Origin of the sequence: Mesonia sp. K4-1, from assembly GCF_008017825.1 — a bacterium.
Taxonomy (GTDB): domain Bacteria; phylum Bacteroidota; class Bacteroidia; order Flavobacteriales; family Flavobacteriaceae; genus Mesonia.
On sequence record NZ_VRLS01000019.1, the window covers coordinates 1 to 24,380 of the forward strand.

Annotated in this window: 25 protein-coding genes and 1 riboswitch; of the genes, 10 read left to right on the forward strand and 15 right to left on the reverse strand. The window is 35.5% G+C overall.

Features of this window, described 5'->3' with window-relative positions; translation table 11 throughout:
* Together FT986_RS04085 and meaB are read right to left on the reverse strand one after the other, a co-directional pair.
* The coding region (locus FT986_RS04085) for a hypothetical protein (RefSeq protein ID WP_147863979.1) at positions 1–195 on the reverse strand (195 nt) is incomplete at its 3' end.
* A gap of 186 nt (positions 196–381) precedes the next feature.
* Positions 382–1,473 carry a methylmalonyl Co-A mutase-associated GTPase MeaB gene (meaB, locus tag FT986_RS04090; protein ID WP_147863980.1) on the reverse strand — a complete coding sequence of 364 codons (1,092 nt, stop codon included), beginning with the start codon at positions 1,471–1,473 and terminating at the stop codon, positions 382–384.
* Between the two features lie 100 nt (positions 1,474–1,573).
* Between meaB and FT986_RS04095 the strand changes: the two genes are divergently transcribed.
* Positions 1,574–1,999, forward strand: coding sequence for an organic hydroperoxide resistance protein (locus FT986_RS04095; RefSeq protein WP_111541997.1), 426 nt, complete (start codon positions 1,574–1,576; stop codon positions 1,997–1,999).
* A 71-nt stretch (positions 2,000–2,070) separates the two neighbouring features.
* On the opposite strand, the gene FT986_RS04100 is transcribed toward FT986_RS04095, so the two are convergent.
* Positions 2,071–2,658, reverse strand: coding sequence for a DUF2911 domain-containing protein (locus FT986_RS04100; RefSeq protein WP_147863981.1), 588 nt, complete (start codon positions 2,656–2,658; stop codon positions 2,071–2,073).
* 93 nt (positions 2,659–2,751) lie between these two features.
* On the opposite strand from FT986_RS04100, the gene FT986_RS04105 reads away from it, so the two are divergent.
* The 4 genes from FT986_RS04105 (at position 2,752) to FT986_RS04120 (ending at position 6,176) form a co-directional block, all read left to right on the forward strand.
* Positions 2,752–3,297, forward strand: a complete 546-nt coding sequence (locus FT986_RS04105) for an RNA polymerase sigma factor (RefSeq protein WP_255505900.1) — start codon at positions 2,752–2,754, stop codon at positions 3,295–3,297.
* Positions 3,281–3,874, forward strand: a complete 594-nt coding sequence (locus tag FT986_RS04110) for a hypothetical protein (protein WP_147863982.1) — start codon at positions 3,281–3,283, stop codon at positions 3,872–3,874. Before FT986_RS04105 ends, FT986_RS04110 begins: the two co-directional genes overlap by 17 nt.
* Positions 3,875–3,885: 11 nt before the next feature.
* Positions 3,886–5,379: a hypothetical protein gene (locus FT986_RS04115; RefSeq protein ID WP_147863983.1), complete on the forward strand. Its 1,494-nt coding sequence runs from the start codon at positions 3,886–3,888 to the stop codon at positions 5,377–5,379.
* Between the two features lie 119 nt (positions 5,380–5,498).
* Positions 5,499–6,176, forward strand: a complete 678-nt coding sequence (locus FT986_RS04120) for a peptidoglycan DD-metalloendopeptidase family protein (protein ID WP_147863984.1) — start codon at positions 5,499–5,501, stop codon at positions 6,174–6,176.
* A 3-nt stretch (positions 6,177–6,179) separates the two neighbouring features.
* Here the strand turns inward: FT986_RS04120 and FT986_RS04125 are convergent, their stop codons facing one another.
* The 4 genes from FT986_RS04125 to FT986_RS04140 all read right to left on the reverse strand — a co-directional run bounded on the left by FT986_RS04125 (position 6,180) and on the right by FT986_RS04140 (position 11,121).
* Positions 6,180–6,662, reverse strand: a complete 483-nt coding sequence (locus FT986_RS04125; RefSeq protein WP_147863985.1) for a DUF4199 domain-containing protein — start codon at positions 6,660–6,662, stop codon at positions 6,180–6,182.
* A gap of 85 nt (positions 6,663–6,747) precedes the next feature.
* Positions 6,748–10,104: a preprotein translocase subunit SecA gene (gene secA, locus FT986_RS04130; protein ID WP_147863986.1), complete on the reverse strand. Its 3,357-nt coding sequence runs from the start codon at positions 10,102–10,104 to the stop codon at positions 6,748–6,750.
* Between the two features lie 90 nt (positions 10,105–10,194).
* A complete protein-coding gene (locus FT986_RS04135; protein ID WP_006989959.1) occupies positions 10,195–10,416 on the reverse strand; it encodes a DUF2795 domain-containing protein in 222 nt (73 codons plus the stop codon).
* Positions 10,417–10,545: 129 nt separating this feature from the next.
* Complete coding sequence (locus FT986_RS04140) at positions 10,546–11,121, reverse strand: cob(I)yrinic acid a,c-diamide adenosyltransferase (protein ID WP_147863987.1); 576 nt, start codon at positions 11,119–11,121, stop codon at positions 10,546–10,548.
* Positions 11,122–11,308: 187 nt separating this feature from the next.
* On the opposite strand from FT986_RS04140, the gene wrbA reads away from it, so the two are divergent.
* Positions 11,309–11,908 (forward strand): NAD(P)H:quinone oxidoreductase type IV, encoded by a 600-nt coding sequence (gene wrbA / locus FT986_RS04145; RefSeq protein ID WP_147863988.1) that lies wholly within the window; start codon positions 11,309–11,311, stop codon positions 11,906–11,908.
* A gap of 39 nt (positions 11,909–11,947) precedes the next feature.
* Here the strand turns inward: wrbA and tenA are convergent, their stop codons facing one another.
* The 4 genes from tenA to thiM are packed head-to-tail and all read right to left on the reverse strand — an operon-like array spanning position 11,948 to position 14,852.
* Entirely contained in the window at positions 11,948–12,601 is a 654-nt protein-coding gene (gene tenA / locus FT986_RS04150; protein ID WP_147863989.1) for a thiaminase II, read from the reverse strand.
* Entirely contained in the window at positions 12,585–13,427 is an 843-nt protein-coding gene (gene thiD, locus FT986_RS04155; RefSeq protein ID WP_147863990.1) for a bifunctional hydroxymethylpyrimidine kinase/phosphomethylpyrimidine kinase, read from the reverse strand. The genes tenA and thiD overlap by 17 nt, the downstream gene beginning before the upstream one ends.
* Positions 13,424–14,056 (reverse strand): thiamine phosphate synthase, encoded by a 633-nt coding sequence (gene thiE / locus FT986_RS04160; RefSeq protein WP_147863991.1) that lies wholly within the window; start codon positions 14,054–14,056, stop codon positions 13,424–13,426. The genes thiD and thiE overlap by 4 nt, the downstream gene beginning before the upstream one ends.
* Positions 14,049–14,852, reverse strand: coding sequence for a hydroxyethylthiazole kinase (thiM, locus tag FT986_RS04165; protein WP_147863998.1), 804 nt, complete (start codon positions 14,850–14,852; stop codon positions 14,049–14,051). Before thiM ends, thiE begins: the two co-directional genes overlap by 8 nt.
* A gap of 61 nt (positions 14,853–14,913) precedes the next feature.
* Positions 14,914–15,008, reverse strand: a riboswitch (TPP riboswitch).
* A 190-nt stretch (positions 15,009–15,198) separates the two neighbouring features.
* On the opposite strand from thiM, the gene FT986_RS04170 reads away from it, so the two are divergent.
* Both FT986_RS04170 and FT986_RS04175 read left to right on the forward strand, forming a co-directional pair.
* Positions 15,199–15,651 (forward strand): SRPBCC domain-containing protein, encoded by a 453-nt coding sequence (locus tag FT986_RS04170; protein ID WP_147863992.1) that lies wholly within the window; start codon positions 15,199–15,201, stop codon positions 15,649–15,651.
* 12 nt (positions 15,652–15,663) lie between these two features.
* Positions 15,664–16,029 (forward strand): DUF2200 domain-containing protein, encoded by a 366-nt coding sequence (locus FT986_RS04175; RefSeq protein WP_147863993.1) that lies wholly within the window; start codon positions 15,664–15,666, stop codon positions 16,027–16,029.
* A 925-nt stretch (positions 16,030–16,954) separates the two neighbouring features.
* Here FT986_RS04175 and FT986_RS04180 read toward each other — a convergent pair.
* From FT986_RS04180 to FT986_RS04195, 4 genes are all read right to left on the reverse strand, one after another.
* Entirely contained in the window at positions 16,955–17,326 is a 372-nt protein-coding gene (locus tag FT986_RS04180) for a response regulator (protein ID WP_147863994.1), read from the reverse strand.
* Entirely contained in the window at positions 17,323–20,451 is a 3,129-nt protein-coding gene (locus FT986_RS04185; protein ID WP_222706183.1) for a PAS domain-containing protein, read from the reverse strand. Before FT986_RS04185 ends, FT986_RS04180 begins: the two co-directional genes overlap by 4 nt.
* Before the next feature lie 696 nt (positions 20,452–21,147).
* Positions 21,148–22,245 carry a hypothetical protein gene (locus FT986_RS04190; protein WP_147863995.1) on the reverse strand — a complete coding sequence of 366 codons (1,098 nt, stop codon included), beginning with the start codon at positions 22,243–22,245 and terminating at the stop codon, positions 21,148–21,150.
* Between the two features lies 1 nt (position 22,246).
* Positions 22,247–23,032, reverse strand: a complete 786-nt coding sequence (locus FT986_RS04195; protein ID WP_147863996.1) for a sigma-70 family RNA polymerase sigma factor — start codon at positions 23,030–23,032, stop codon at positions 22,247–22,249.
* A gap of 140 nt (positions 23,033–23,172) precedes the next feature.
* On the opposite strand from FT986_RS04195, the gene FT986_RS04200 reads away from it, so the two are divergent.
* On the forward strand, positions 23,173–23,388 hold the full coding sequence (locus FT986_RS04200; protein ID WP_147863997.1) for a helix-turn-helix domain-containing protein: 216 nt from the start codon (positions 23,173–23,175) through the stop codon (positions 23,386–23,388).
* A 149-nt stretch (positions 23,389–23,537) separates the two neighbouring features.
* Positions 23,538–24,263, forward strand: a complete 726-nt coding sequence (locus tag FT986_RS04205) for a superoxide dismutase (protein ID WP_009780324.1) — start codon at positions 23,538–23,540, stop codon at positions 24,261–24,263.
* Positions 24,264–24,380 lie beyond the last annotated feature (117 nt).

Consider the following 24,380-nt stretch of genomic DNA (forward strand, 5'->3'; position numbering starts at 1 on the left):
TTCTCCTCCTTTACCGCTTACATTGCTCTTTTGCGCCAATTGTTTACTAAGTTGATGATAAGCAGAAATAAATTGAGAATTATTTTCTAGTTCGCTAAAGCTTTGAGAACTATGTTGTATGTTGCCCTTTGGTTGGCTGGCTTCTTTTTCTAAAAACTCATCGTTTTGGCAACTGTAAAATATACAGGTAAACATGAGAAGAATGCTAAAATACCTACCCCATTTTAAACTGTTTGGCTTTAATTTTGCGGGGGGGGGATTTTTGTTTTGTTGTTTTGGTTCATAAATAAACTGGTTTTAAGTTTAATAAGTTCTTAAAACTAAACTTATTTAATAATTTACACAAATAAAAAATACCCATAATCTAAAAATAATAACATTTTATCGATTTTCTTTTTGCAGTTGCAACAAATAACTCGCCGCTTCAAAAGGTGTGGTTTTATTATTTTCTATGGCTGTTAATTGTTTTTGTAAGGCTATTTTTATTTCAGGTTGGCTGTAGAAGTTACTCTTTAAGTGTTCGTTGATGGTTTGCAAAAGCCAAAATTTGTTTTGTTCTTTTCGGTTATCGTAAAAATAATGGTTGGCTTGCGTAGAACTTACATAACTTTCTATCATTTCCCAAATCTCACTAATCCCTAGATTATGCAACGCACTGCTTAATAAAACTTTGGGCTTCCATTCACTGTTTTTAATGGGGTAGAGGTGGAGCGCTTTTCTAAATTCAGATTTGGCTCGTTCGGCGGGGCGTTTATTTTCTCCGTCAGCTTTATTAATCACAATTGCATTTGCCATTTCCATTATGCCTCGTTTTATACCTTGCAATTCGTCTCCAGCTCCGGCTAACTTTAGTAACAAAAAGAAATCGGTCATACTATGCACCATGGTTTCACTTTGTCCTACGCCCACGGTTTCGATTAAAATCGTATCAAAACCTGCAGCTTCACATAAGATAATAGATTCTCGGGTTTTTTGTGCGACTCCACCTAAAGAATCACCAGAGGCAGTCGGTCGTATAAAAGCATCTTCTTGTTTTACCAATTCTTCCATACGGGTTTTGTCACCCAAAATACTTCCGTGAGAAACGCTACTGGTAGGATCTACGGCAAGTACGGCTACTTTTTTACCGTGTTTTTCGATGAGGTAATTGCCAAAAGCTTCAATAAATGTACTTTTTCCTACGCCAGGAACACCTGTAATTCCAATACGTACCGATTGGTTGGCGTGTGGTAAGCAGCCTTCGATAAGTGTATTGACTTGATCGTTATGTTTTACATTCTTACTTTCTACTAAAGTGATTCCTCTGCTTAGTGCGGTTTTATTTCCGTTAAGGATGTCTTGTAATAACTGATCAATATCTAGTTTTTTCTTCCGTAAAGCTTTAATTTTTTCAGCACTTTTTTGCCCGATGCTGTTTGGAGTAGACGGACTTTCATTTTCGCTTAAAGCGGATTTATTTTTAGCTGCTGCCATAGGAAGAAATATTTAGGACAAATTTATGAATTCATTTTTGAAAAGCGTACGATTCCTTTCTATCTTGAAATTATAAATTAACTGATAAAAATAGAATAAAATGAAAACTTTTTATACCGCAAAAGCAACTGCTGAAGGTGGACGTTCTGGAAGCGTTAAAACGGATGATGGAAAAATAGATATGAACTTGAGTGTCCCAAAAGATATGGGAGGTGATGGTGGAGAAGGAACCAATCCAGAGCAATTTTTTGCATCGGCATACTCTGCTTGTTATGGTAGTGCTCTACAATCTATCGCAGAAAAAGAAGGGGTTGATATGGGAGATTTTAGTGTAACGGCATCGGTAAGTATTGGAAAAACCGAGAAAGGAAACTATCAATTGGCTGTTATTTTAGATTCTTACATTCCTGGAGTAGATGTGGAAACAGGAGAGGATTTGGTGAATAAAGCACACGAAGTTTGTCCGTTTTCTAGAGCAACTAGAGATAATATTGATGTAACGCTTAACTTACTTTTAGAAGAGTAGTAAAGTTTACATTCAAGCAAAAGCCCAAGATATTAAATCTTGGGCTTTTTTATTTCACTAAGTTATGGTATTTATACTTCGGTAGTGGTATCTATACCCCTCGACTTGTTAAAAGGAATGGCTATAAAAGTTTTATCCCAAGTTAAAAAAAGCATGTGCATTTCTTGTTGTCGGTCAAAATAGATGGTAAACTGTTCGGTCACATTTAATTTCTCACGAGCAGGCACTTCTATAGTTAATGCGTCATATTCGGGATCTCGGGCAGCATCTTCAGTTGTGAGATCAATACCCCAAGCGTACATTTTTTTATTAAAGATCACTTTCCAAGAATCTTTATTAGGGATGGTCCACAAGGTATATTCTCCTGCTTCCAACAAAGATCCATCAACCATAATATCTTGATTCACCTTAAAAGTGGTCGCTTCATTCGCTCCAGTTCGCCATACTTTATTATAAGGAACAAGGTTTCCAAAAATCTCTCTTTCCTTTTTATAAGGACGGTTATAAAAAACATTCACTTTAAGATTGTCGTGTCTATAGGTAATGGTTTCCTCTGGACTTAAAGATTTGGTTTGGTTCTTCATAATGTAAAAACCAATAGTTCCACCTAGTATTAAAACGATGAAGAAGGTAATGGCGTATCTAAACTTTTTCGACATTTTTTTATTTTAAAGATAAAATTATTCAGCACAATTGCAACAAAAAGAATTAAGTTTCGTCTTTATAAATGAATAGCAACTAACCAGAATATTTTGTTACAAACTGAACTCATAGAAGCTTGTCGGAAAAACGACAGAAAAGCGCAAATGAAGCTCTATAATAAGTATTGTGATGCCATGTATTACGTCGCTTTTAGGTTTTTAAAAAATTCTTTTGAAGCCGAAGAAGCCATGCAAGAGTCTTTTATACAGGCTTTTGTCAAACTGCATCAGTTTACAGGAGAGGTGACTTTTGGCGCTTGGCTTAAGCGTATCGTGATCAATAAAAGTATTGATATGCTAAAAGCTAAAAAAATGAATTTTACGGCGATCAACGAGCAAACCTTGGGGACGGTAGAAGAAGACAATAATTGGAATATTAATGACGATATCACCATCGATCAGGTGAAAAGTGAAATTGAAGAATTACCAGAACGTTACAAATATCCTATGATGCTGTTTTTAATAGAAGGATATGATCACGATGAAATTTCAGAAATCTTAGGAATTACTTCGGTTTCATCAAGAACGCTGGTACATAGAGGAAAGAAAAAATTACAACAAAAATTAAAACATTTATATAATGGCACAGGATCTTAGAGAGTTAATGAATCAAGAAAAATATTCTGCCCAAAGACCTACGTTGCCACAGGGACACGAAAAGAGATTTTTAAATCTTTTAGCAGAAGAATTACCAGAAGAGAAGAGTAGTAATTCTCATTTATGGATGAAAATAGCAGCAGTTCTTGTGGTGGTGTTAGCAACAGGTTTCTTTTTGAAGAATCAGCTTATAACAACGAGTCCGGTGGTACCTATGGTCACCCAGACTCCTACACAAAGTGTGGAAGCTACTCCTATCTATTTAAGTGATGTCTCTCCACAGTTTAAAAAAGTAGAAGATTATTACTTGGCTAATATTAATGCAGAATTAGCACAACTTACAATTACCGATGATAATAAAGAGCTTATCGATTCTTTTATGCTGCAGCTAGAAGGATTAGATAAGGAGTATACGCGTCTCAATGAAGAAATTGACGAATCAGGTATTAACGAAACCTCTGTCAATTCTCTCATCAACAACTTAGAATTAAGATTGGAGTTGCTATTTAAACTTAAAAGTAAATTAAGTGAAATTAAGCAAGCTTCTCGAGAGAGTATACAAGGAGTGAACATTTAAAAAAAGCAATGATGAACAATAAATTAAAAATCATTTTAGGAACCTTAAGTTTTGTGTTCTTAGGATATGGTGCTGTGGCACAAGAAAAAGTAGACAAGCTCACAGAGTCCTACAAAGTGGATAATGAATCTACCGTAAAATTAGATACCAAACATACCAACGTAGTGGTAGAGACTTGGAATCGAAATACGATAGATGTAGAAGCTTATGTAGAAGCCGATGAGCTTTCTAAAGAAGAAGTAGAACAAATTGCCAAAGAATGGAAGATTCAAGTATTGGGGAATAGTAATGGAGTTTCAGTCATTTCACGAGGGCCTATTCCTAATTTTGGTCCAGGGTTAAGAAATCATCCACAATCTATGCCTATGGCTAGTTTAAAAGGCTTAAATAGTGAATTGATCGAACCTTTAATGGTTAATTTAGTAGGGCCTATGTTAGAGAAAATGGGAGATGTAAAGTTGCCAGCACGTTTTTATGAAAGTATGAGCGGTTTAAAATTTGATTATGAAGCCTATCAAAATGAAGGGGAAGATTATATTGAAAAATATGAAGCTCAAGTGGAGAAGAGTTTTGGAAAAGATTTTGAAAAAGCTATGGAAGAGTGGGGGAAAAACTTTGAACAGAATGCAGAAGTATGGTCCAAACAATTAGAAGCTCGAATGAATAATTTTGAAAAAACTCACGGAGCTGCTATAGAAAAGTGGGGAGAGAATTTTGGTAAAGAAATGGAGAAATGGGGAGAGCAATATGGTGCGAGAATGGAAGCTTGGGCACAACAGTTTGACGAAAATGGAGGAAACCTAAAAAAGCAAGTCGTAGTTCATCCTAACGGAAATAAATCTACCACCGTAACCTACTCCAGCGGAAATATGATTCGACCTAAATCTATGGCAGATAACAATAGTATAAGAAGAACCATTGTTATTAAAATGCCTAAAGAAGCGGTATTGCGTATGGACATTCGTTATGGGGATGTAGATTTACAAGACGATGTTTCTCATTTAAATGCTTCGGTTTCTCACGCTAATTTTAAAGCTCAAGGGATATTAGGAAAAGATAATAAGCTGAATATCGCTTATTCTCCACTTAAAATAGAACGTTGGGAACACGGAAGTATACAAATGAACTACGTTAAAGAAAGTCAGATTAATAAAGCTAAGAGTATTAAAATTGCTTCTAATGGGAGTGATGTTAATATAGGAACCATTGAGGAGACAGGAATTATCTCAGGGTCTTTTGGAGAATTAAATATTAAAAATGTAAGTGATGATTTTGCTCAATTAGATATTAGTTTAGAGAACAGCGATTTGGTTTTGAGTCTGCCTAAATCTTCCTTTAACTTTACTTACAATGGCTCTAGAAGTGATATAAGAATTCCGAATCAATTAACAACAAAGAAAATGGATAGCTACGGAAATCAACTGATTAATGGTTATCATAAATCTAGAAACACCGATAGTAATATCATGATTAACGCTAAGTTTAGTGACTTGGTGATTAAGTAAAAGTGCCAATTGCTGTATAACCTAAAATTTTTCTGCTAAGAAGTTTGGTAAAGGTACTTTATAAAAATAGTTTTGTCTTTTAGACAAGACTATTTTTATTTATAGCAACCTTAGAACTTATGAATTTCAACGCTTACCTGAATTCGCTTACGCCAGACTTTACTCCAATAGTTGATCATAACACCTTAGCGGATTATATAGCGGTCGATTTGTCTATTCATCAATCCGCTTTAAAAGAAGTAGATACGAGCTCTTCTAAAGTTTTTCAAGATTACCTCACACAGTACTTAATCAGCTCCGATAAAAAAGTGGCTTATGGAGGGTATTTAGAGGAACGTAACTTATATGCGAGAAGCACTTATTTTACTTCCGATAAGGAAAATAGTAGAAATATTCATCTAGGGATAGACATTTGGTGTCCTGCAAATACGCCAGTTTTACTTCCGTTAAACGGAAAAATACATAGTTTTAAAAACAACCAAAATCATGGAGATTATGGACCAACCATAATTATAGAACATTCATTAGAGGCACATACGTTTTATACTTTATATGGGCATTTAACTTTAAGTTCCCTTGACGGAATACAAACTGGAGACGTTTTAGAAAAAGGAAGTGTTATAGGATATTTGGGAGAGGCTAGCGTTAATGGTGATTATGCTCCGCATCTACATTTTCAGATCATACGAGATTTGGAAGGAAATAGAGGAGATTACCCAGGAGTTTGCGCTGTTAAAGACCTAGCTTTTTATACAGAAAACTGCCCTAATCCTAATTTACTTTTAAAATTACCTTAGGCCTTATTTCTTTTTGGTTTTTAAAAATAGAGAAACAATTGCAGCGGTAACAATTCCCATCGCTAAAGCTCCAAAAGCAGATTGAATCATATACGATTTTAGGTTAAAGTAGTTTCTAGCCGCTTTTTCGGTCATACGTTCTTGATCGACCACATAGGCGATCACATTATTAAAATAATCGGGAGTAATGATTGTAGAAACAATATACTGGACAAGCGGGGCTAATAAAGCAATTAAAACCGACATAATCCCTCCAGAAATTAAGCCTTGTTGCCAACTCATAATGCCTTGGTAGTATTCTTGTTTTTTCTCTCTTATCGCTAAGTAAAAAATAATAATATAAGGGATGGCAATCAAATTCGTGTAAATCGCATGTTGCGAAATGTGCTGACCGTGAAGGCCTACATTTTTTTCAAGAAACATCCATAATAAAGTAACTATACTAAAAATAATAGCCCACTTGATCTCAGTTTTAAAATTTTTCATGCGATAATAAGATTAAGCCTCAAAAATAAGAAAATCCCAATCATTTCGATTGGGATTTTTTTAAACCTTAAATAAAAATTGAGGATTAAGCATCGGTAAGTACCCATTCTCCTTTTTCGATAAGGGGAATAGCTTGTTTGTATTTAACAGATTTGCTTTCACCCGATCTTACATTTTTAATCGTCACTTTATCGTTTCTACCAATTTTAGGCTGATCTCTAACAATGGTTTCGGTAACAGGTTGTTGCTGACTAGCCTGTTCTCCTGCAGCTCTACTTTGTGCTGCTCTTTCATCCATATTAGGAATATCTTCTTTACTGGTTTCTAGTCTTTCTTTAGGCTTTTCTTCTCTAGCTTCTTGAATTTGTGTTTGCTGCTGCGGAATTTCACCTTTAAATAAGAATGAGATCACTTCTTTATTCACTTCATCCAACATGCCTTTAAACAACTCAAAAGCTTCAAACTTATAAATTAATAAAGGATCTTTTTGTTCGTGAACTGCCAACTGAACACTTTGCTTTAACTCATCCATTTTTCTTAAGTGAGTTTTCCAAGCATCATCAATAATAGCTAACGTAATATTCTTTTCAAAGTCATTAACAAGTTGCTTCCCTTCAGTTTCGTAGGCCTTTTCTAGGTTCGTAGTAACCTGAAGTGTTTTTTGTCCGTCAGAGAAAGGAACTCCAATACGTTCAAACTTGTTTCCTTGCTGTTCGTAAACTTGCTTAATTACTGGGAAAGCCATTTCAGCATTACGCGTCATGCGTTCTTCATAATTAGCATAAGCAGCTTTGTATACTTTTCCTGCTAATTCTTGAATTTTAAGTTTTTCAAATTCTTTTTCATCTACAGGAGAATCCATAGAGAAATAACGAATCAATTCAAATTCAAAGTTTTTAAAATCAGCTGCATTTTTATTGCTTTCTGTAATAGACTCCGAAATATCGAAAATCATATTCGCTAAATCTACACGAAGACGTTCTCCAAATAGCGCATGGTAACGACGTTTGTAAATGACCTCACGTTGAGCGTTCATAACATCATCATATTCTAATAAACGCTTACGGACACCAAAGTTATTTTCTTCTACTTTTTTCTGCGCTCTTTCAATCGATTTTGAAATCATTCCGTGTTGAATCACTTCTCCTTCTTCAAGTCCCATTCTATCCATCAACTTGGCGATACGTTCAGAACCAAATAGACGCATTAAATTATCTTCTAAAGAAACATAAAACTGAGAGCTTCCTGGATCTCCTTGACGACCAGCACGACCTCTTAACTGTCTATCTACACGTCTAGAGTCGTGACGTTCTGTACCTATAATGGCTAAACCTCCTGCTTCTTTTACTTCTTTACTTAATTTAATATCGGTACCACGACCTGCCATGTTGGTAGCAATAGTTACAATACCAGATTTACCAGCTTCTTCAACAATATCGGCCTCTTTTTTATGCAGTTTTGCATTCAAGACATTATGTGGTACATTTCTTAATTTAAGCATTCTACTTAATAATTCAGAAATTTCTACCGAAGTCGTACCAATTAATACAGGTCTTCCAGCTTGAGAAAGTTTGGTAACCTCTTCAATTACCGCATTGTATTTTTCTCTCTTGGTTTTGTAAACCAAATCTTCTCTATCAAACCTAGCAATTGGGCGATTGGTAGGGATCTCTACCACATCTAATTCATAAATTTCCCAGAATTCTCCAGCTTCTGTTACTGCGGTACCTGTCATTCCTGAAAGTTTACCGTACATTCTAAAGTAATTTTGAAGTGTTACCGTAGCAAAGGTTTGCGTCGCATCTTCAATCTTTACATTTTCCTTAGCTTCAATAGCTTGGTGTAACCCATCACTGTAGCGGCGCCCGTCCATAATACGACCGGTTTGCTCATCTACAATTTTTACTTTATTATCCATGACCACATATTCGGTATTGTTTTCGAATAGGGTATAAGCTTTTAATAATTGTCTAAGCGTATGGATACGTTCACTTTTTACGCTGTAATCGCGGAAAAGCTCTTCTTTCTTTTCAACTTCTTCTTCCTTAGAAAGGTTTAACTTTTCAATCTTAGAAACCTCCATACCAATCTCTGGCATGACAAAAAAGTCTGGATCTTCTTTTCCTGAAAGAAATTCCACCCCTTTATCGGTAAGATCTATTTGATTGTTTTTTTCTTCAATTACAAAATACAATTCCGCGTCAACTTTTGGCATTTCGCGGTTATTATCTTGCATATAGTGATTCTCTGTTTTTTGAAGCAATTGCTTAATACCGTCTTCACTTAAAAACTTGATTAAAGCTTTGTTTTTAGGCAATCCGCGGTAAACGCGTAGTAATAAGAATCCTCCTTCTTTAACATCTCCTGAAGCGATTAATTTTTTCGCTTCCGCAAGAACACCCACTAAATATTTACGTTGTACATCAACAATTTTAGAGATTTGAGGCTTTAATACATCAAATTCGTGCACATCTCCTTTAGGAACAGGTCCCGAAATAATTAAAGGCGTACGAGCATCATCAATCAATACAGAATCGACCTCGTCGACAATAGCGTAATTATGAGGGCGTTGAACCAAATCATTAGGAGAGTGGCTCATGTTATCTCTTAAATAATCAAAACCAAATTCATTATTAGTACCGTAAGTAATGTCAGCATTATAGGCTTTTCTTCTGGCTTCAGAATTAGGTCTGTGGTAATCAATACAGTCTATAGAGATACCGTGAAATTGAAACAAAGGAGCCATCCAAGCACTATCACGTTTAGCTAAATAATCATTAACCGTTACCAAGTGTACACCTCTACCTGTTAGGGCGTTTAGGTACATAGGTAGGGTCGCTACTAAGGTTTTTCCTTCCCCAGTATGCATTTCGGCAATCTTACCTTGGTGCATCGCAATACCCCCAATAAGCTGCACGTCATAGTGAATCATATCCCATTTTACTTGCTTTCCTGCAGCATCCCAAGTATTAGCCCATAGCGCTTTATCGTCTTGTAGACTTACGTATTCTTTAGTCGCAGAAAGCTCTCGGTCATATTCGTTAGCGGTAACCTCCAAGGTTTCGTTATGGAAAAAACGTTTAGCTGTTTCTTTAACGGTAGCAAAGGCTTCGGGAAGAATTTCGTTAAGTATAGCTTCAGAGGCTTCGTAAGCGTTTTTCTCTAAGCTATCTATTTGTGCGTATATATCTTCTTTTCTGGTAATATCAGTAGAAGATTCGGCTTCTTGTTTTAGGGTAGAAATTTCTTGGTTGATGCTTTCGGTAGCATCGGCAATTTTTTGTTTAAAAGCTGTGGTTTTTGCCCTTAATTCATCTAGAGATAGTTTTTCAAATTCTGCTTCTAAAGCTTTAATTTGGTTTACTATAGGTTGAATGGCTTTGACGTCTTTTTCTGACTTGTCACCAACAAATACTTTTAATACGGAGTCTAAAAAACCCATAATTTGTTTTTGATTTATTTATGTTTCAAAGTTACGCAAAAAAAAAGCCTCTAAATGAGACTTTTTAATTGATATTTTTGCGTATATATTTTAATATTCATCCTCGTTCCAAAGGTAATCTTCATCTGTAGGATAGTCTGGCCAAATCTCCTCGATAGAATCGTAAGAATCACCTTCATCTTCTATAGATTGTAAGTTCTCTACTACTTCTAGTGGAGCGCCCGTTCTAATTGCATAATCGATTAATTCATCTTTCGTTGCCGGCCAAGGAGCATCACTTAAATAGGATGCTAATTCTAATGTCCAATACATCTGATACTTGTGTTTAATTTTTGCAAAAATAAATTTTTAATTGTAAAAGCCAAGAAAAAAATTTATTATTTCAACATTAATATTAAGAACTTATTTTTTTTAACTTATAATTTTCAAAAAGGAAATGGTTTAAACCTCTTTTGTAGGAATCCATTTTACTTCTTCTGCTTGTAAATCTTTAGACAACTTCCGTGCCAGTACAAATAGGTAGTCAGATAGTCGGTTGAGGTACTGTAAGATGTAAGCCTCAAAAGGCTCCATTTCTTGTAAGGCTGTGGCTAAACGTTCGGCTCTACGGCAAACACAACGCGCGATGTGACAATATGACACGGTGGTGTGACCACCTGGAAGTATAAAGTGCGTCATTTGTGGTAACTCATTATTCATAAGATCTATTTGATCTTCTAAAAATTGTATTTCGGCTTCTTTTACCTTTACAATATTGAGACGCTCTTTACCGTTTTTTAGCTGTGCTTTTTCTGGGTCGGTGGCTAATTCTGCACCAAGTGTAAAAAGATTGTCTTGGATTTTTTTTAATTGTGCTTTTAAGTTGGAGTTGATTTCTTGATCTTTAATAAGTCCGATGTAGGAATTAAGCTCATCTACGGTGCCATAGCTTTCTATGCGGATATGGTGTTTAGGGACTCTGGTTCCGCCAAAAAGTGCTGTGGTACCTTTATCGCCTGTTTTGGTGTATATTTTCATAATTCTTATTTTGGCTAAAAATACAAATTAAGCAAGAAAACAAGAAGTGAAATTTTATCAGCTTGGCCATATTTTTATAAAGATATTTGCTTGTTCAAGCTGAATTGCATTCCAAATATTTATAAAAATTTTATCATTCGTTTTAGGTTGAGTTGATTGATTTATAGTATCTTCAAGATAAAAAACTATGGAAAATTTAAAACTAGCAATCATATATTATAGTTCAACTGGTACCAATTATAACTTAGCTCGACAAGCAGAAAGTGCAGCTAAGGATTTAGGAGTTAAACAAATTCGTTTTAAAAGAGTGGAAGAAACCGTTCCCGAAGGAGTAATGAAACAAAATGAAGATTGGTATAATCATTACAAGAAAACTAAAGAAATTGAAACCGCTACAGTAGATGATTTAGATTGGGCAGATGCGATTATTTTTAGTTATCCAACACGCTATGGCGATGCTCCTTCACAATTTAAAAGTTTGATCGATTCTACCGGCGGACTCTGGCAAAATGGGAAATTAGTGAATAAAGTAGTAACGGGGATGACGAGTGCTGCCAATCCTCAGGGTGGTCAGGAAAGTACGTTGCTTTCCTTGTACAAAACCATGATGCATTGGGGAGCTCTAATCGCAGCGCCGGGCTATGCCGATCCTGTAGTTTTTGAAACCGGCGGAAATCCATATGGTTTTAGTGTTGTAGGAGGAAGTGACCTCAATGATAAGCAAAGGCAAGCGATTGCTGCTCAAGTAAAACGTGCTTTAGAAATAACCGAAAAAATTAATAAGTAATTATCAAGGGAATGGGAAGCAAAATTTGCTTCCCATTTTTTATACTTCCCAATGCTTTAATCGATAAGCGCTATCCCAAAACATAAATTCTAATCTACTGGCAGCAACAAATGCATTCATCATATTTTGTTGTTGAGTTTCGGTGCAATTTTCTGCGACCAAATCACAAATTTCTTTTGCTTTAAACACTAAAGTTTCAAATTCTTCACCGGCATACGTGTCGATCCATTTTTGATAGGGATTATTTTCCTTCAACTGGTTTTGATAAATATAATCACCTACTTCTTGGTAAATCCAAAAGCAAGGTAGTACAGCAGCCATGGCTACTTCTACTTGATCTAAAGCTGAAGTGCTTTTTAAGAAATTGATGTAATGATGAGTAGTAGGTTCAATGCTTCCTCGTTGATTGAGACCAAATTCTTGAAAATAGGAATCATGCAAAGCTTTTTCTACTACAATGGCTCCTTCTGCAAACCGAATAAAATCTAATGCATGTGATACACGATGTGCTCTTGCTCCAATTAGCGCCAAACTGCGAGCAAAGTTTTCTAAGTAAAAGGAATCTTGCCCCATATAGAATTGAAATTTTTCTAGCGGAAGCGTTCCTTTCTGAAGTTCTTCAATAAAGGGCATCTTAATAATTTTCTGGTAAATAGGTACAATTTGGGTCCAAGTTTTATCGGTCCATTTCATTTTTAATGAGTTTTTTGGGGTTAAAAAAGTGATTTACGGGTCCGTTACCATTTCCAATTGCTACATCTCTACCATTATAAATAGCTTCATGTATGTACTCTTGACCTAAGCTTACGGCATCTAATAATGTTTTTCCTTGGGATAGGTAAGTAGCAATAGCCGAAGAAAGTGTACAACCCGATCCGTGTGTATTGTGGGTATTATATTTTGGAAACTCAAAACTTTCTACTGTTCCGTTAGGCGAAAAATAAAGGGAAGTGAGTTTCTCGCTTTTTAAATGCCCGCCTTTAAGAAGAACCGATTTGCAACCAAGCTGCATAATTTTTTTTCCTGCGATATGCATTTCCTCTACCGTTTCAATGCTCATATTGGCCAATATCCCGGCTTCATCCAAGTTAGGAGTAATAACATCGGCAAGCGGAAATAACTTGGTAATAATGCTTTGAATGGTTTCTTCTTCAATTAAATGATCTCCGCTAGTCGCCACCATAACCGGATCAAACACCAAGGGAATATGAGGAAACCGACTTATTTTTTCAGCGATGACCTCTACCAATTTTGGGGTGTGTACCATTCCTATTTTTATAGCATCAGGAAGAATATCTTCGAAAATACAGTCTATTTGCTCGCCCACCACCTTTTCGGGAATATTAAAAATAGATTTTACTCCCGTAGTGTTTTGTATAGGCAATGCGGTTAATACCGAGGTAGCATAACTACCCAGCGCAGAAATGGTTTTCATATCCGCTTGTATGCCAGCACCGCCACTAGCATCAAAACCAGCAATAGTCAGTACAGAGGGGTAGGTGTATTTTTTTTGAATCATGCCTTTTCTATTTCGTTTCTTAATTGTTCAGCTGCTGTCGCTGGGTTTCTAGAGGCGCAAATCGCCGAAACTACAGCAATACAATCGGCTCCCGCTTTTATGACTTCATACGTATTTTGAATATTCATATTTCCAATAGCGACCAAAGGTTTATCGGTCATAGATCGAATCTGTTGAATGCCGTTTAGTCCCCATTCAGTAATGGTGTCGGTTTTTGTTGGAGTGCTAAAAACAGGACTAATTCCTAAATAATCGGCTGTTTTAGACTCTAATGTATCTAGTTGCTGTAATTCTTCGATAGAATATCCCAAACATTGTAAATTTTTCCAATTTTTACGGATTTGCGTGGGTGCGATATCAGAAGTGCCTACGTGTATCCCATAAGCCTCTACTTGTTGTGCAATTTCTAATTGATCATTGATAATGAGGGGTACATCATACCGATCTAAAACTTCTTTTAACTGAAATGCTTTTTGAAGAAATGCCTGAGTAGACGTATTTTTTTCTCGAAGTTGAACCAGATCTACACCTCCTTTAACCGCTTGTTCGGCTACCGTTAAAAAATGATTGTGTACACAAGCTTCTTCAGAAATTACCAAATACAGTTGATAGGGAAATGACTTAACCACGTTTTACTTCTAATTTTAGGGTAGCGTTAAATTCTGATTCCGTCAAATTGTAAAGCTTATCTAAAATATGCATTTGCAAACTACCCGGACCCTTGCTTTCTTGTGCAGCGATTTCACCAGCAACTCCTAGCAAGGCCATGGCAGAAGTCACGGCTTCCGCTCTATCGTCAACAATGGCAGAAAAAGCTGCTACGAGTGCTGTGGCAGAACATCCCATTCCTGTAATTTTTGTCATCAGTTCATTTCCGTTAAGGAGGTGAATTTCTTTATCCCGACTTATAATAATATCGGTAGCTCCAGAAATGCAAATACAAGCCTGATATTTTTCAACTAAAATATGAGCTGCAGCTATGGCTTCATTACTTTTAGCAGAACTGTCGACTCCTTTTGTAGAAGTAGTATTGTGTTTGGCAAGCGCCATAACCTCTGAAGCATTCCCACGAATTATGGTGGGATGTAAGCTTAATAAATCGCTCAACACCTCATCACGATAGGGAGTTGCACCAGCGCCTACAGGATCTAACACCCAGGGTTTGTTAAGATGATTGGCTTGTTGAGCAGCTTTTTTCATAGAGGTAACCCAATAATCATCAAGCGTACCAATATTCACTACCAAAGCTTGACAAATCTTCATCATGGCTTCCATCTCGTTTGGAGCGTGAGCCATAATAGGAGAAGCACCCGCGGCCAATAAAGCATTTGCAGTATTATTCATCACTACATAGTTAGTAATGTTGTGCACCAAGGGAGATTTTTCTCGAAGTTGGGTAATATTATTCCACAAAGTTTCTTTCATCATTTATGAGTTTAAATTTGATAAATGGCTGAAGGAAGCTCCTTTGTTTAAGTGGTGAAGAAATATAACTTCTACTTTTCCCTACGCCGGTCTTAACCGAATCAGGTTCAAAGGGTGTGTCTCAATTCTTTTTTTAGAATACCCCTAAAGCCAACTCAAAAGTAATGATTAGCTATTCAAATAGAGAATATTTTTTGAAATTTTACTAGATAAGAATATTAAAGATAATATATGTGCTTAAAATTCTGTCTTAGAGAATATAGTACTTTAAGAGTTTTGTGAGCTTTTAGAATAGTTGCATAGAGAATTAATATTTTTTTATATTTACCTTCAAAGAAATGTATTTATGAAACTAGAGCCTAAAGCTGTTTTGCAAATTCAAAAACCTATAGAAGAGGTTTTTGAAGGAATAGTGAATCCCTTCCATATGACCAAGTATTTTATAGCTGAAAGTAATGGACGATTAGAAACGGGAAATGAAGTGGTTTGGAAATTTCCTGAGTTTTCTGAAAAATTTCCTATTACAGAGATCCATACTGAAAGTCCGCATACTATTTCTTTTGTATGGGATCCTGAAACCGTTGTGAATATAAAGTTAGAAAAGCAAGCAGATCAGAGCACTATTGTAAGGGTAAATGAAAAAGGAAAAGAATTGAATGAAAAAAATCTGGCTTGGGCTTTAGAAAACTCTGGAGGATGGGCGAATTTTTTGGCTTGTTTAAAAGCTTATTTGGAGTATGGAATAGAGCTTAGAAAAGGAGCATTTGATTTTATGAGAAATAATAGTACGACCTCTTAATTAAAAATTAGTATGAAAGCTACAGCAGCACATCACGAACGTATTGCAAAAATGACCTTTGCTTCGGTATACCCACATTATATTACCAAAGTGGAAAAGAAGGGGCGAACTATAGAAGAGTTGCATCAGGTTATAGAGTGGCTTACGGGTTATGATGATCAAAAAGTTCAAGAATTGATAGAAAGTAAAGTCACTTTTAAAACTTTCTTTCAAGAAGCTGAGTTGAATGAAAACGCTTCTCTTATCAAAGGAGTGATTTGTGGTTATCGCATAGAAGAAATTGAAGAGCCCTTAACACAGCAAGTGCGTTTTCTAGATAAATTGGTAGACGAATTGGCTCGAGGCCGAAAGATGGAAAAGATCTTATGTAAAGAATAAAATTCTTTTAACTTCTTTATTCTATTCCAAGACCTCATCTAGGAACTCCTTGGAATTTAATAATTTATTCAATTGAGTTTCCTCCTTTTGAACAATGAAAATCGATTTTTAAGATTCACGAATACTTAAGCAATAGCAAAGTGAATGAGTAAAAGAGGAAATTATTAATGTAATTTCTATTTCACAAGTTAAAACTTTACTTCTATGTATGTTATTCCTTAATCAAAGAAAAGATCTTTCACTTCACTGCGTTTTGTTCTAGATGACAGGTTCTTTTCTGTCTGTCATTTCGATGGCCGAAGGACTGAGAAATCTGTTTAAATAGGAGTTTGAGTTTTTAATGAAAAGATATTTCATTTCGTTTCTCTCCACTCTGCATGACAGTAGTTGGTATCATTCCGATAGTGTTAAAAATAGTATAGAGAAGTATATCTAAATTCCTCGTGCAAGATGCCGCAAGCTTTCAAAGAATATCCCAAATTTATTGATAGAGAGGGATCTTATGTCGTACGTCCTATGTACTAGCTTCATCATTAAAAGCTAAGTTTTAAGTCCTACGTCTTATTTTTATATTCTAGCATCTTCCGTAAAAGTTGACCTATCTAAAAATATATTGAAAATCAAGGAAGCAGAGATGGCTAAAAAATAAAAAGTTGTTTTTAAGCCCGACTGTATAAGTAGTTCAGCTCTCAAACGAATAATTAAAGTAAAAAAATCGCTTGAGAGTAAAAAGGTTTTGTCATGTAATCTTTCGTTCTTAAAAAACTTTAAGTTTATGTGTTGAGGTGTATGTTCTCAATATGGGCAATAATCTATTTTTTTTTGGGAGAACTATAATTTTTTAATTTTATTACAGGATAGGACTATGAGGCTAATAATTAGAAGGTAATAAATTAAATGAATTGAGTGACTAATAAAAAGTAGATTATAAATGAGGTAAGTGCGTGAGATCTTTTACTCTTAAAGGTTTAACTAAGTAAGAAAAAACAAGGGGGTACTGTTTTGCTTTTAACTTATCAGCAGGATCTATGGAGGAAGTTACAAGATGAATTTGCAAATCTAAGTCTGTATTTTCAGTTGAAACCGCCTCTAAAAATTCCCACCCGCTCATTATTGGCATATTAATGTCAAGAAAAATAAGATAAGAGAATGTACCATTATTGTTTAGGTATTCCAATGCTTTCAAACCGTTTTCGAAAACAATAATTGGAATCGTTGGGAATTTAGATCTTAAAATGTGTGAATGTAAATAGTTTATTATAGCATCATCATCAATCAGTAAAATTTGCTTCATCATTGTTGGTATATATTGGAAGTCTTATCAATTATTTTATGTATCACCTGATCTAGCTCTTCGGCGGAAGTAGCAATCATATCAAAGATTTCTTCTTTAGATTTTTCTTGTTCGCTCTGATTTTTCGCAAAATAAACTAACCCCATAATTCTCGAGAGAGGCGCTCGAATAACGTGCGATTGAAGCCAAGCAATTTCACGAAGGCTTTCATTTTGTTTCTTAATTCTTTTAAATTGCTGTTTAGCAGTGGTAATATCGAGAGCAGAACCTATTGCTCGTTGTGGGGTGCCGTCTTTAGATCTAAGGATAAAACATCTATCTAGCATATAAAAGATAGTGCCGTTTTCAGCAAATATCCTGTATTCTTTAGTCCAATGTTTTTTTTGCTGATTATTGAGCGCTTTCTCAAAAGAACTCCACACTTCTTCTAAATCTTCAGAGTGGATTTTCTTCAACCACGAATTATTTTTAATAAAAGCTTCGTTGTTATTATATTTTATATTTTTCTCGTATACTTTCCCACGAATTACTGTCTTGTGCTGGAAGTCTATTTCCCACATCATTTCATTACTGGCTTTCATGGCCAAACGAAACCTTTCATTACTCAGGTTTAATTGCAATTCATATTCTTTTTTCTCTGTAATGTCCTGAATGGTCCCTTCTATTCGATAAGGTATGTGTTTCTCATTGGTCAGGAGCCTTATTTCTTGGTGAACCCATTTAACTTCGTTTGCAGCAGTTAAAATTCGATGTTCAAAACTTTTAATCGTATTAGGTTCTAAATACTCACGAGGATCCCTTTCGATTAAATGTCGATCGCTTGGATGAAATGTTTGCGAAATATTTTTTAAGGTAGGTAGAAACTCCCCTTTCTTGTAACCATATATTCTGTAGGTTTGGGTATTCCATTCAGAAACTTCAGCATTCAGATTTCGACTCCAATATCCTATTTTTGCAATTTTTTGAGCAGTTTTAAGTCGCCCATAGGCAGTTTTTAACTTGTTTTCTGCAATTTTTTGTTGGCTAATATCCTTCGTAGCCACAATCATAACTTTTGCTTCTGGTAACACAGTAGTATTCCATATTAACCATTTTATCTTGCTGTTTTTTGTTAAAAATCGTACTTCAAGAGATAAAGAGGCTTTTTCTTGTATGGCGGTGCTTATTTTTTTTTGATATACTTCTTTATCTGCTGGGTGTAAAAAATAATTAAGGGGGGCATTCATTAATTCATTGTAATTATATCCCAATAAATTTTCAAAAGAATTATTAATTTTCTTCAAATAACCATCAAAGCCTAGTATACATTTTGGATCGGGTGAAATTTCAAAGAAATTTCTATAGTGTTCCTCGGTTTTTTTCTGCATTACAACAGCTCCAATATGTAGGCCTACTTCGGTTAGCAATTTTAGCTTATCTGAAAGCTTTTCCTCCATAGAATAACATATTAAACAGCCTAAAAACTCCTTATTATATATAATCGGGACACCTAAAGCAATATTAAGATTAACCAATTTCGCTTCTTGTGTTCTTACAAACATTGGATTATTGGGAAGATTTTTCCAGATACAATTTTTTTCTGTCTCCCATACATATCCGGGCAATCCTTTCCCTTTTTCAAAATTATTTATAGTTATAGAGGCTGGATAAAAATCATTAAACTTTTCAGTTTGGCATGATTTTGAAATAAGGTTTAAGAAGTTTTTATCTTCAGAGATTAGCCAAACTTCACTAATATTAATAGTAGAAAGTTGAACTATTTTTTCTAAAGCAAATGATAAGGAATCTGCCAGTGATCCAGGCTTACTTATTCTTTTGGTTAATGAAGCTAATAATTTATCGCTCATTCCTTTTTCAATCTCAGTAGTTATGACCTTACTATTGGCAACTATTCCTTTAATGGCTGGATCAGACAGATGATTGGTTAAAGTGGTTTTAATCCATTGCCAGTTTTTCTTTGCATCCTGAAAACGGTAGGGTTCAATAGTAACTTTATCATTTTTATATATTAGCTCTAGATACTCTGTAACAATGGCTTTGTCTTTTTTATTAATAAAATCGAAGGCATTTTTTCCAATAAATTCGTGAGATGGAATTCCTAGTACTTTAAGGGAAGTGGGGGCTACATATTTATATTTACCATTTGTATCTAAAATAGCAATAAGATCTGTTCCATTCTGTACAAGCGATTTAAATCGTGCTTCACTCTCCACTAGTTTTTGGTAGACGTGAGATTCTTTAAAAATATGACTTAGAGTTGAAGTAAAGTTTTCTAAAAGTTGCAATTCTTTTTCTTTCCACTTTCTTGCGCCCCCGAACTCATCTAATCTAATAAAACCTGAAAAGATATTATTAATCATGATAGGCAAAATAAGAATAGAAGTAAGGTTGTGTGATATGAGAATATTTTTTAATTGACAAGGCGTTAAATCTGCAATAACTCTTTGAAAAGGTTCACCTTTTTTTAATGCTTGTAAAACTTGAGGGAATTCTGAGAATGAAATATGGTGTGGATTATCATTCTCGATAGAAGCTCCCGTAGTATGATTAGTCCAGCTTAGGCGCTGCGGAATAGTGCCACAAGGATTGTGATAATAAAAATGGATTCGATTAATGTTGATTGATCCACCCACTATCGCAAGGCATTCTTTTAAAGCACTCTTCAAATCCTTTAATTTTATTAGAATTTGATTAATTCTTTTAATAGTATATAGATATTTTTTTTGTTCTTCAATGTGTTTCTCTTGAGTATACCTTTGTGTAAGGTCAATAGCTGTTACTATTTCAGCTGGTTTACCCTTAACGGAGATAAGATTACTTTTAATTTGAACATAGATGATACTTTTATCTTTTTTTTGATGCCTAAAAAGACTTTCCATGTATAGTTCATTACGTAAACGCACTTCGTCAATAGCTTTTTCTAGTTTAGGGACATCTTCTATAGGCCTAATATCTTTAATAGTCATACTTAAGAATTCCTCCTTTGTATACCCATATTGACGAATAGCCTCTTTATTTACCATTAAAAATGCTAAAGTTTTTAAATCATATATCCACATTGGAAATGGAGTAAGATCAAAAATACTATCATAAATATTCGAATTCTTTCCTAAAGAATTAGCTGTCATATGGAGGAAAATTACATTTAATACTTTATCAAATATAAGATTTTTTTATAGCTTGTAAGACAATCCTATAGGGATGGGAAGCCATTCAAAAAGAGAGAACCCACGCGTTGCAGGTGTAAAACACTTAGTGAGTGTAACCTGTACCTCACCTTACGGGTGTGCAAGCACCCTCTATTAAATTCCAAATCTCAAATTCTAAAGTTCAAACTCCAATCCGATTACTAAATCACCTATTCTTTAAGCGCCCATTGTGAAATTTCTGCTTCCAAAAAATACCCCCAAGCCACTCTATTCTCACTACTCAGTACTTATCTCCGCTTCTTGTTTTTTTAGCTCACAGTTTACTGCTCACAGTACTATCCCTGAGACGAAAGCTAACTACTCCACCTTTTTTTACATTTTACATTTAGCATTTTACTCACTACCAATACTCAAAATTCAAAGAACAAATACCTTAAATCTGCTTCTCGATACAATTTCACCCTCGCTAAGGCTCGTCTAAAATCACTCGAAGTGACAGGCTAACTATTCAACATTCAAAATTCATCATTTAAAATTGTACTCACCACTAATCTCCGTTTAGCTCACAGTTCACAGTTTACCGCTTACAGTTTATAGAACTATTCTTGAGCAAAAAACCAACTACTCAACTTTATTATTTTACATTTAAAATTCATCATTTAAAATTGTACTCATTTACCCCACAATCACTTCAATTCCCACTTTCTTGGCTTTATATTGTATTTTGGTCATCAACTCGCAGTAGCTCCAGTTGCGGAGGACAAAGCCTTCTTCTTTGGCGATGCCTATTTTATCTTCTTGATTCATCAGCATTAACGTGCCGGCTTGGTGCTGAATGCAAAAATCGATGAGCCTACGGCTATAGATGTGTAATCGTTGTAGGATGTAGTTCTTTTCTTGTTGACGAAACCTCTCTACGGCTTTCAGCTTGCGTTTTTTCCCTTTGCCCGATTTATTGTAAGTAGCCCCTACCTGTGCCCGTTTTCGGGCAGCTTGTATCGCCAACCTACGGTGTAAAAACTCTTCTTTATTACCAATTTGGTGTCGGTTTTTTCCCACCTTTACCACGATGGGGTATTCCAAGGACAAAGAAACTTCCGCAATGACGCCCGGGTTGAGGTGGTGTGTTTCTTTTTCCAATTCAAAGACCGCCAACCAAAACGTCTTGCCGTCTTTCAGTTGCAGGTGGGAGGTACACAATTTGAGTTCTCCCTGACTTACCCGCTGCAATAACCGCCACTTATCACTATGATCCCGACCTAAATAAGTTTTTAAAGGAATTTTAAATAGGCGAAAGCAAAAAGCTTTCTTTGTTGGATCGTACTCCAGTTTACTCATGCCTTCGGTGGTAAAGGGGAAGGGCATATCCTTTTTAAAACTCATCAGCGCACACTCGCCCCGCCAATAGGCTTCTTGGTTCTTTTTAAAGGTGCTGTACAAGCTTGCCTTTAAGCAAGAAATAATATTGGTGGGCATCTCGCCCTTAAAGCGTTTGGAAGTCACTTGGTAGATGGTATTCATACGGGAGGTTTGTAGGATCCCCGCTTCGTCTTTTTGCTCGCGTGCCAGTTTATATTGAATGCCCTCCGATAAATAAAAAAACTCCTTGAGCATCTCCTGTACGTATAAGTGAGACACCATGATATTGGCCGTTCTATACGCCCGGTCTTGCCATGCATACAATTTTCCGATCGCTTCTTTACGTTCTTCCGGCGTAGGCAAGTCGATCACCACCTGTATTTTTCGCGTGAGTTTGATCGTCTTCTTTTTCATCTTAAGCAGATTCTAGTTGTTGTTCGGCTTCTTGCTGCATCAAGGTATAGGCCACTGTAAAAGCTTGATGTACTTCTTTTTGCGATAGGTTCAGCTGTTGGGCTATATCTGCAAACGACAACTCCTGCTCGCAACGCAGTTGGAAGATTTCAGATTGTTCTGGCGTCATGCCGCCTTGTATTTTAAGCGGACGAAGACGGTTATTATTTTCTAAGGAATGGCCTTGATGTATGATCTGCTTTAAGGCTTCCATACTGCGTTTAATTTCATTGGTCGTTTCGGTGATTCCTTTTCCCATTACCTCGGCAATGGCTTTGTATTGAAAACCATAAGTCAAACAAAGTTCTATCAAACGCTGCCGTTCCGCCCCTAAAAAGGGCAGTACTTGTTTTACCTGTTCAAAAGCTTTTTGGCTAGCCTCTTGCTCCAGCAAATGCTGGTCTTCTTCAGCAACTGGATCGTGCCCCAACATAAAGTCTTGGTAATTGCCAAACCATTCTAACCTGCTCATATTGCGGTAAAAATGATTGCGGGGCCGACAGTAATAATAGGTGCATTCCCTTTTCATCACATAGCGTAAGAAAAAAAAGATATGCTGTGGGGTTTCAATAGTATCTCGATGTTTCCAGAGCTTTAAAAAGCAATCTTGTACCAAAGTCTCAATGACAAACTCATCCTTGATCAAATCCTTGCCCAGCCAAAAAAGCATACGGCTGTATTGTTGATAGAGGTGTTCCAAAGCAATAGGGTCTCCTTGTTTTAACTGAGTGTAGTGTGATGGTTGCATAAGGTTTAGGTTTTCCTAAAAGGAATCTATCTTTAAATATGTTAAAATGTCGTATTATTATATGACAAATATATGAAATTATTTGGACTGTCATATTAAAATGTGACAAAAATGTAATAGAATAAATTGACATTTGTTAGATGACAAGGGATCAATTGAAAAAGAAAGTCGGTAATCGGATTATTGAGTTACGTACCAAAAAGGGATGGAGCCAATCTGATTTGGCACGCGAATGTGGTAAGGATCGACAAGCAATTGAAAAATTAGAAAATGGAAAAGTTAATCCCACCATTTATTCATTATATGAAATTTCTAAAGCTTTAAAAGTTGATGTCTATCAGCTTTTGAAGTTTTAATGATGGAGCTTTAATATTTGTTTATTCTGTAACCATCACAGAAAAGTGTTGTTATCCGGCAAATTATAGTTATAAACGACTATATTTGAGTTGATATAACCAGTTGGCAGTAATGTGGAAAAACGAGATAAATTGAAAAAAGTATAAATATGGACAGAAAAGAATTTTTAAGAAACACGGCAATTTTAGGTGGAGCGACAATCCTACCAATGAACAACGTTTTTTCACAAAATGTAACGGAAAACGGAATTGACAGATTAGTGGACAGTAATGGAAATTTCATTCAAAAATCACTTCCATACAATAAAACTTTTTTGGAGCCACATATGGATGAAGAAACCTTACATCTGCACTTTGAATTTCATCACGGTGGAGCAGTAAAAGGGGCAAACACAGATTTGATTAAAATTAAGGAACATCTAAAATCGGGCGATTTAGACCAAGTGGATTTGTGGACCCGAAAGTTAGCTTACCACTTTTCAAGCCACGTGCTTCATTCCATCTTTTGGACGAACTTAACGAATAAAAAAACTGAACCCAAAACTGAACTCTTAAAACAGATAGAAAAGGATTTCGGTTCATTTGACAAACTGAAAAGCTATATCGGGAAAATATCAAAAACTGTAGAAGGAAGCGGTTGGGGTATTTTGGGTTACCAACCTTATTCGGATAGCTTGACATTGTTACAATGCGAAAATCATCAAAAATTAACACAATGGGGAGTTGTTCCGATTTTGGTGATTGATGTTTGGGAACACGCCTATTATTTGAAATACAAAAATAAAAGAGCCGATTTTGTTGATACAGTTCTTGAAATTATCAATTGGGACAATGTAGCTGACCGATTTATGACAGCAAAACGACTGACAAAATAAACACTACTGCCAACAATGGTAACCGTTGCACAAGTCTATAATTTCTAATAAAACTATTTTTTTAAGCCGCTTTTAAGCGGTTTTTTTAGTTTTAGACCGTTGATAAACTTGATAAAT

Bases quoted from the DNA above. Each gene is read 5' to 3' on its own strand.
- FT986_RS04125 (WP_147863985.1), bottom strand. From the start codon at position 6,662: ATGAAAAATTTTAAAACTGAGATCAAGTGGGCTATTATTTTTAGTATA.
- FT986_RS04175 (WP_147863993.1), top strand. From the start codon at position 15,664: ATGAAAGCTACAGCAGCACATCACGAACGTATTGCAAAAATGACCTTT.
- tenA (WP_147863989.1), bottom strand. From the start codon at position 12,601: ATGAAATGGACCGATAAAACTTGGACCCAAATTGTACCTATTTACCAG.
- FT986_RS04195 (WP_147863996.1), bottom strand. From the start codon at position 23,032: ATGCAACCATCACACTACACTCAGTTAAAACAAGGAGACCCTATTGCT.
- FT986_RS04120 (WP_147863984.1), top strand. From the start codon at position 5,499: ATGAATTTCAACGCTTACCTGAATTCGCTTACGCCAGACTTTACTCCA.
- FT986_RS04135 (WP_006989959.1), bottom strand. From the start codon at position 10,416: ATGTATTGGACATTAGAATTAGCATCCTATTTAAGTGATGCTCCTTGG.
- FT986_RS04140 (WP_147863987.1), bottom strand. From the start codon at position 11,121: ATGAAAATATACACCAAAACAGGCGATAAAGGTACCACAGCACTTTTT.
- wrbA (WP_147863988.1), top strand. From the start codon at position 11,309: ATGGAAAATTTAAAACTAGCAATCATATATTATAGTTCAACTGGTACC.
- FT986_RS04180 (WP_147863994.1), bottom strand. From the start codon at position 17,326: ATGATGAAGCAAATTTTACTGATTGATGATGATGCTATAATAAACTAT.
- FT986_RS04110 (WP_147863982.1), top strand. From the start codon at position 3,281: ATGGCACAGGATCTTAGAGAGTTAATGAATCAAGAAAAATATTCTGCC.
- FT986_RS04205 (WP_009780324.1), top strand. From the start codon at position 23,538: ATGGACAGAAAAGAATTTTTAAGAAACACGGCAATTTTAGGTGGAGCG.
- FT986_RS04185 (WP_222706183.1), bottom strand. From the start codon at position 20,451: ATGACAGCTAATTCTTTAGGAAAGAATTCGAATATTTATGATAGTATT.
- thiD (WP_147863990.1), bottom strand. From the start codon at position 13,427: ATGATTCAAAAAAAATACACCTACCCCTCTGTACTGACTATTGCTGGT.
- FT986_RS04170 (WP_147863992.1), top strand. From the start codon at position 15,199: ATGAAACTAGAGCCTAAAGCTGTTTTGCAAATTCAAAAACCTATAGAA.
- FT986_RS04095 (WP_111541997.1), top strand. From the start codon at position 1,574: ATGAAAACTTTTTATACCGCAAAAGCAACTGCTGAAGGTGGACGTTCT.
- FT986_RS04190 (WP_147863995.1), bottom strand. From the start codon at position 22,245: ATGAAAAAGAAGACGATCAAACTCACGCGAAAAATACAGGTGGTGATC.
- FT986_RS04115 (WP_147863983.1), top strand. From the start codon at position 3,886: ATGAACAATAAATTAAAAATCATTTTAGGAACCTTAAGTTTTGTGTTC.
- FT986_RS04100 (WP_147863981.1), bottom strand. From the start codon at position 2,658: ATGTCGAAAAAGTTTAGATACGCCATTACCTTCTTCATCGTTTTAATA.
- meaB (WP_147863980.1), bottom strand. From the start codon at position 1,473: ATGGCAGCAGCTAAAAATAAATCCGCTTTAAGCGAAAATGAAAGTCCG.
- FT986_RS04200 (WP_147863997.1), top strand. From the start codon at position 23,173: ATGACAAGGGATCAATTGAAAAAGAAAGTCGGTAATCGGATTATTGAG.
- thiM (WP_147863998.1), bottom strand. From the start codon at position 14,852: ATGAAAGAAACTTTGTGGAATAATATTACCCAACTTCGAGAAAAATCT.
- secA (WP_147863986.1), bottom strand. From the start codon at position 10,104: ATGGGTTTTTTAGACTCCGTATTAAAAGTATTTGTTGGTGACAAGTCA.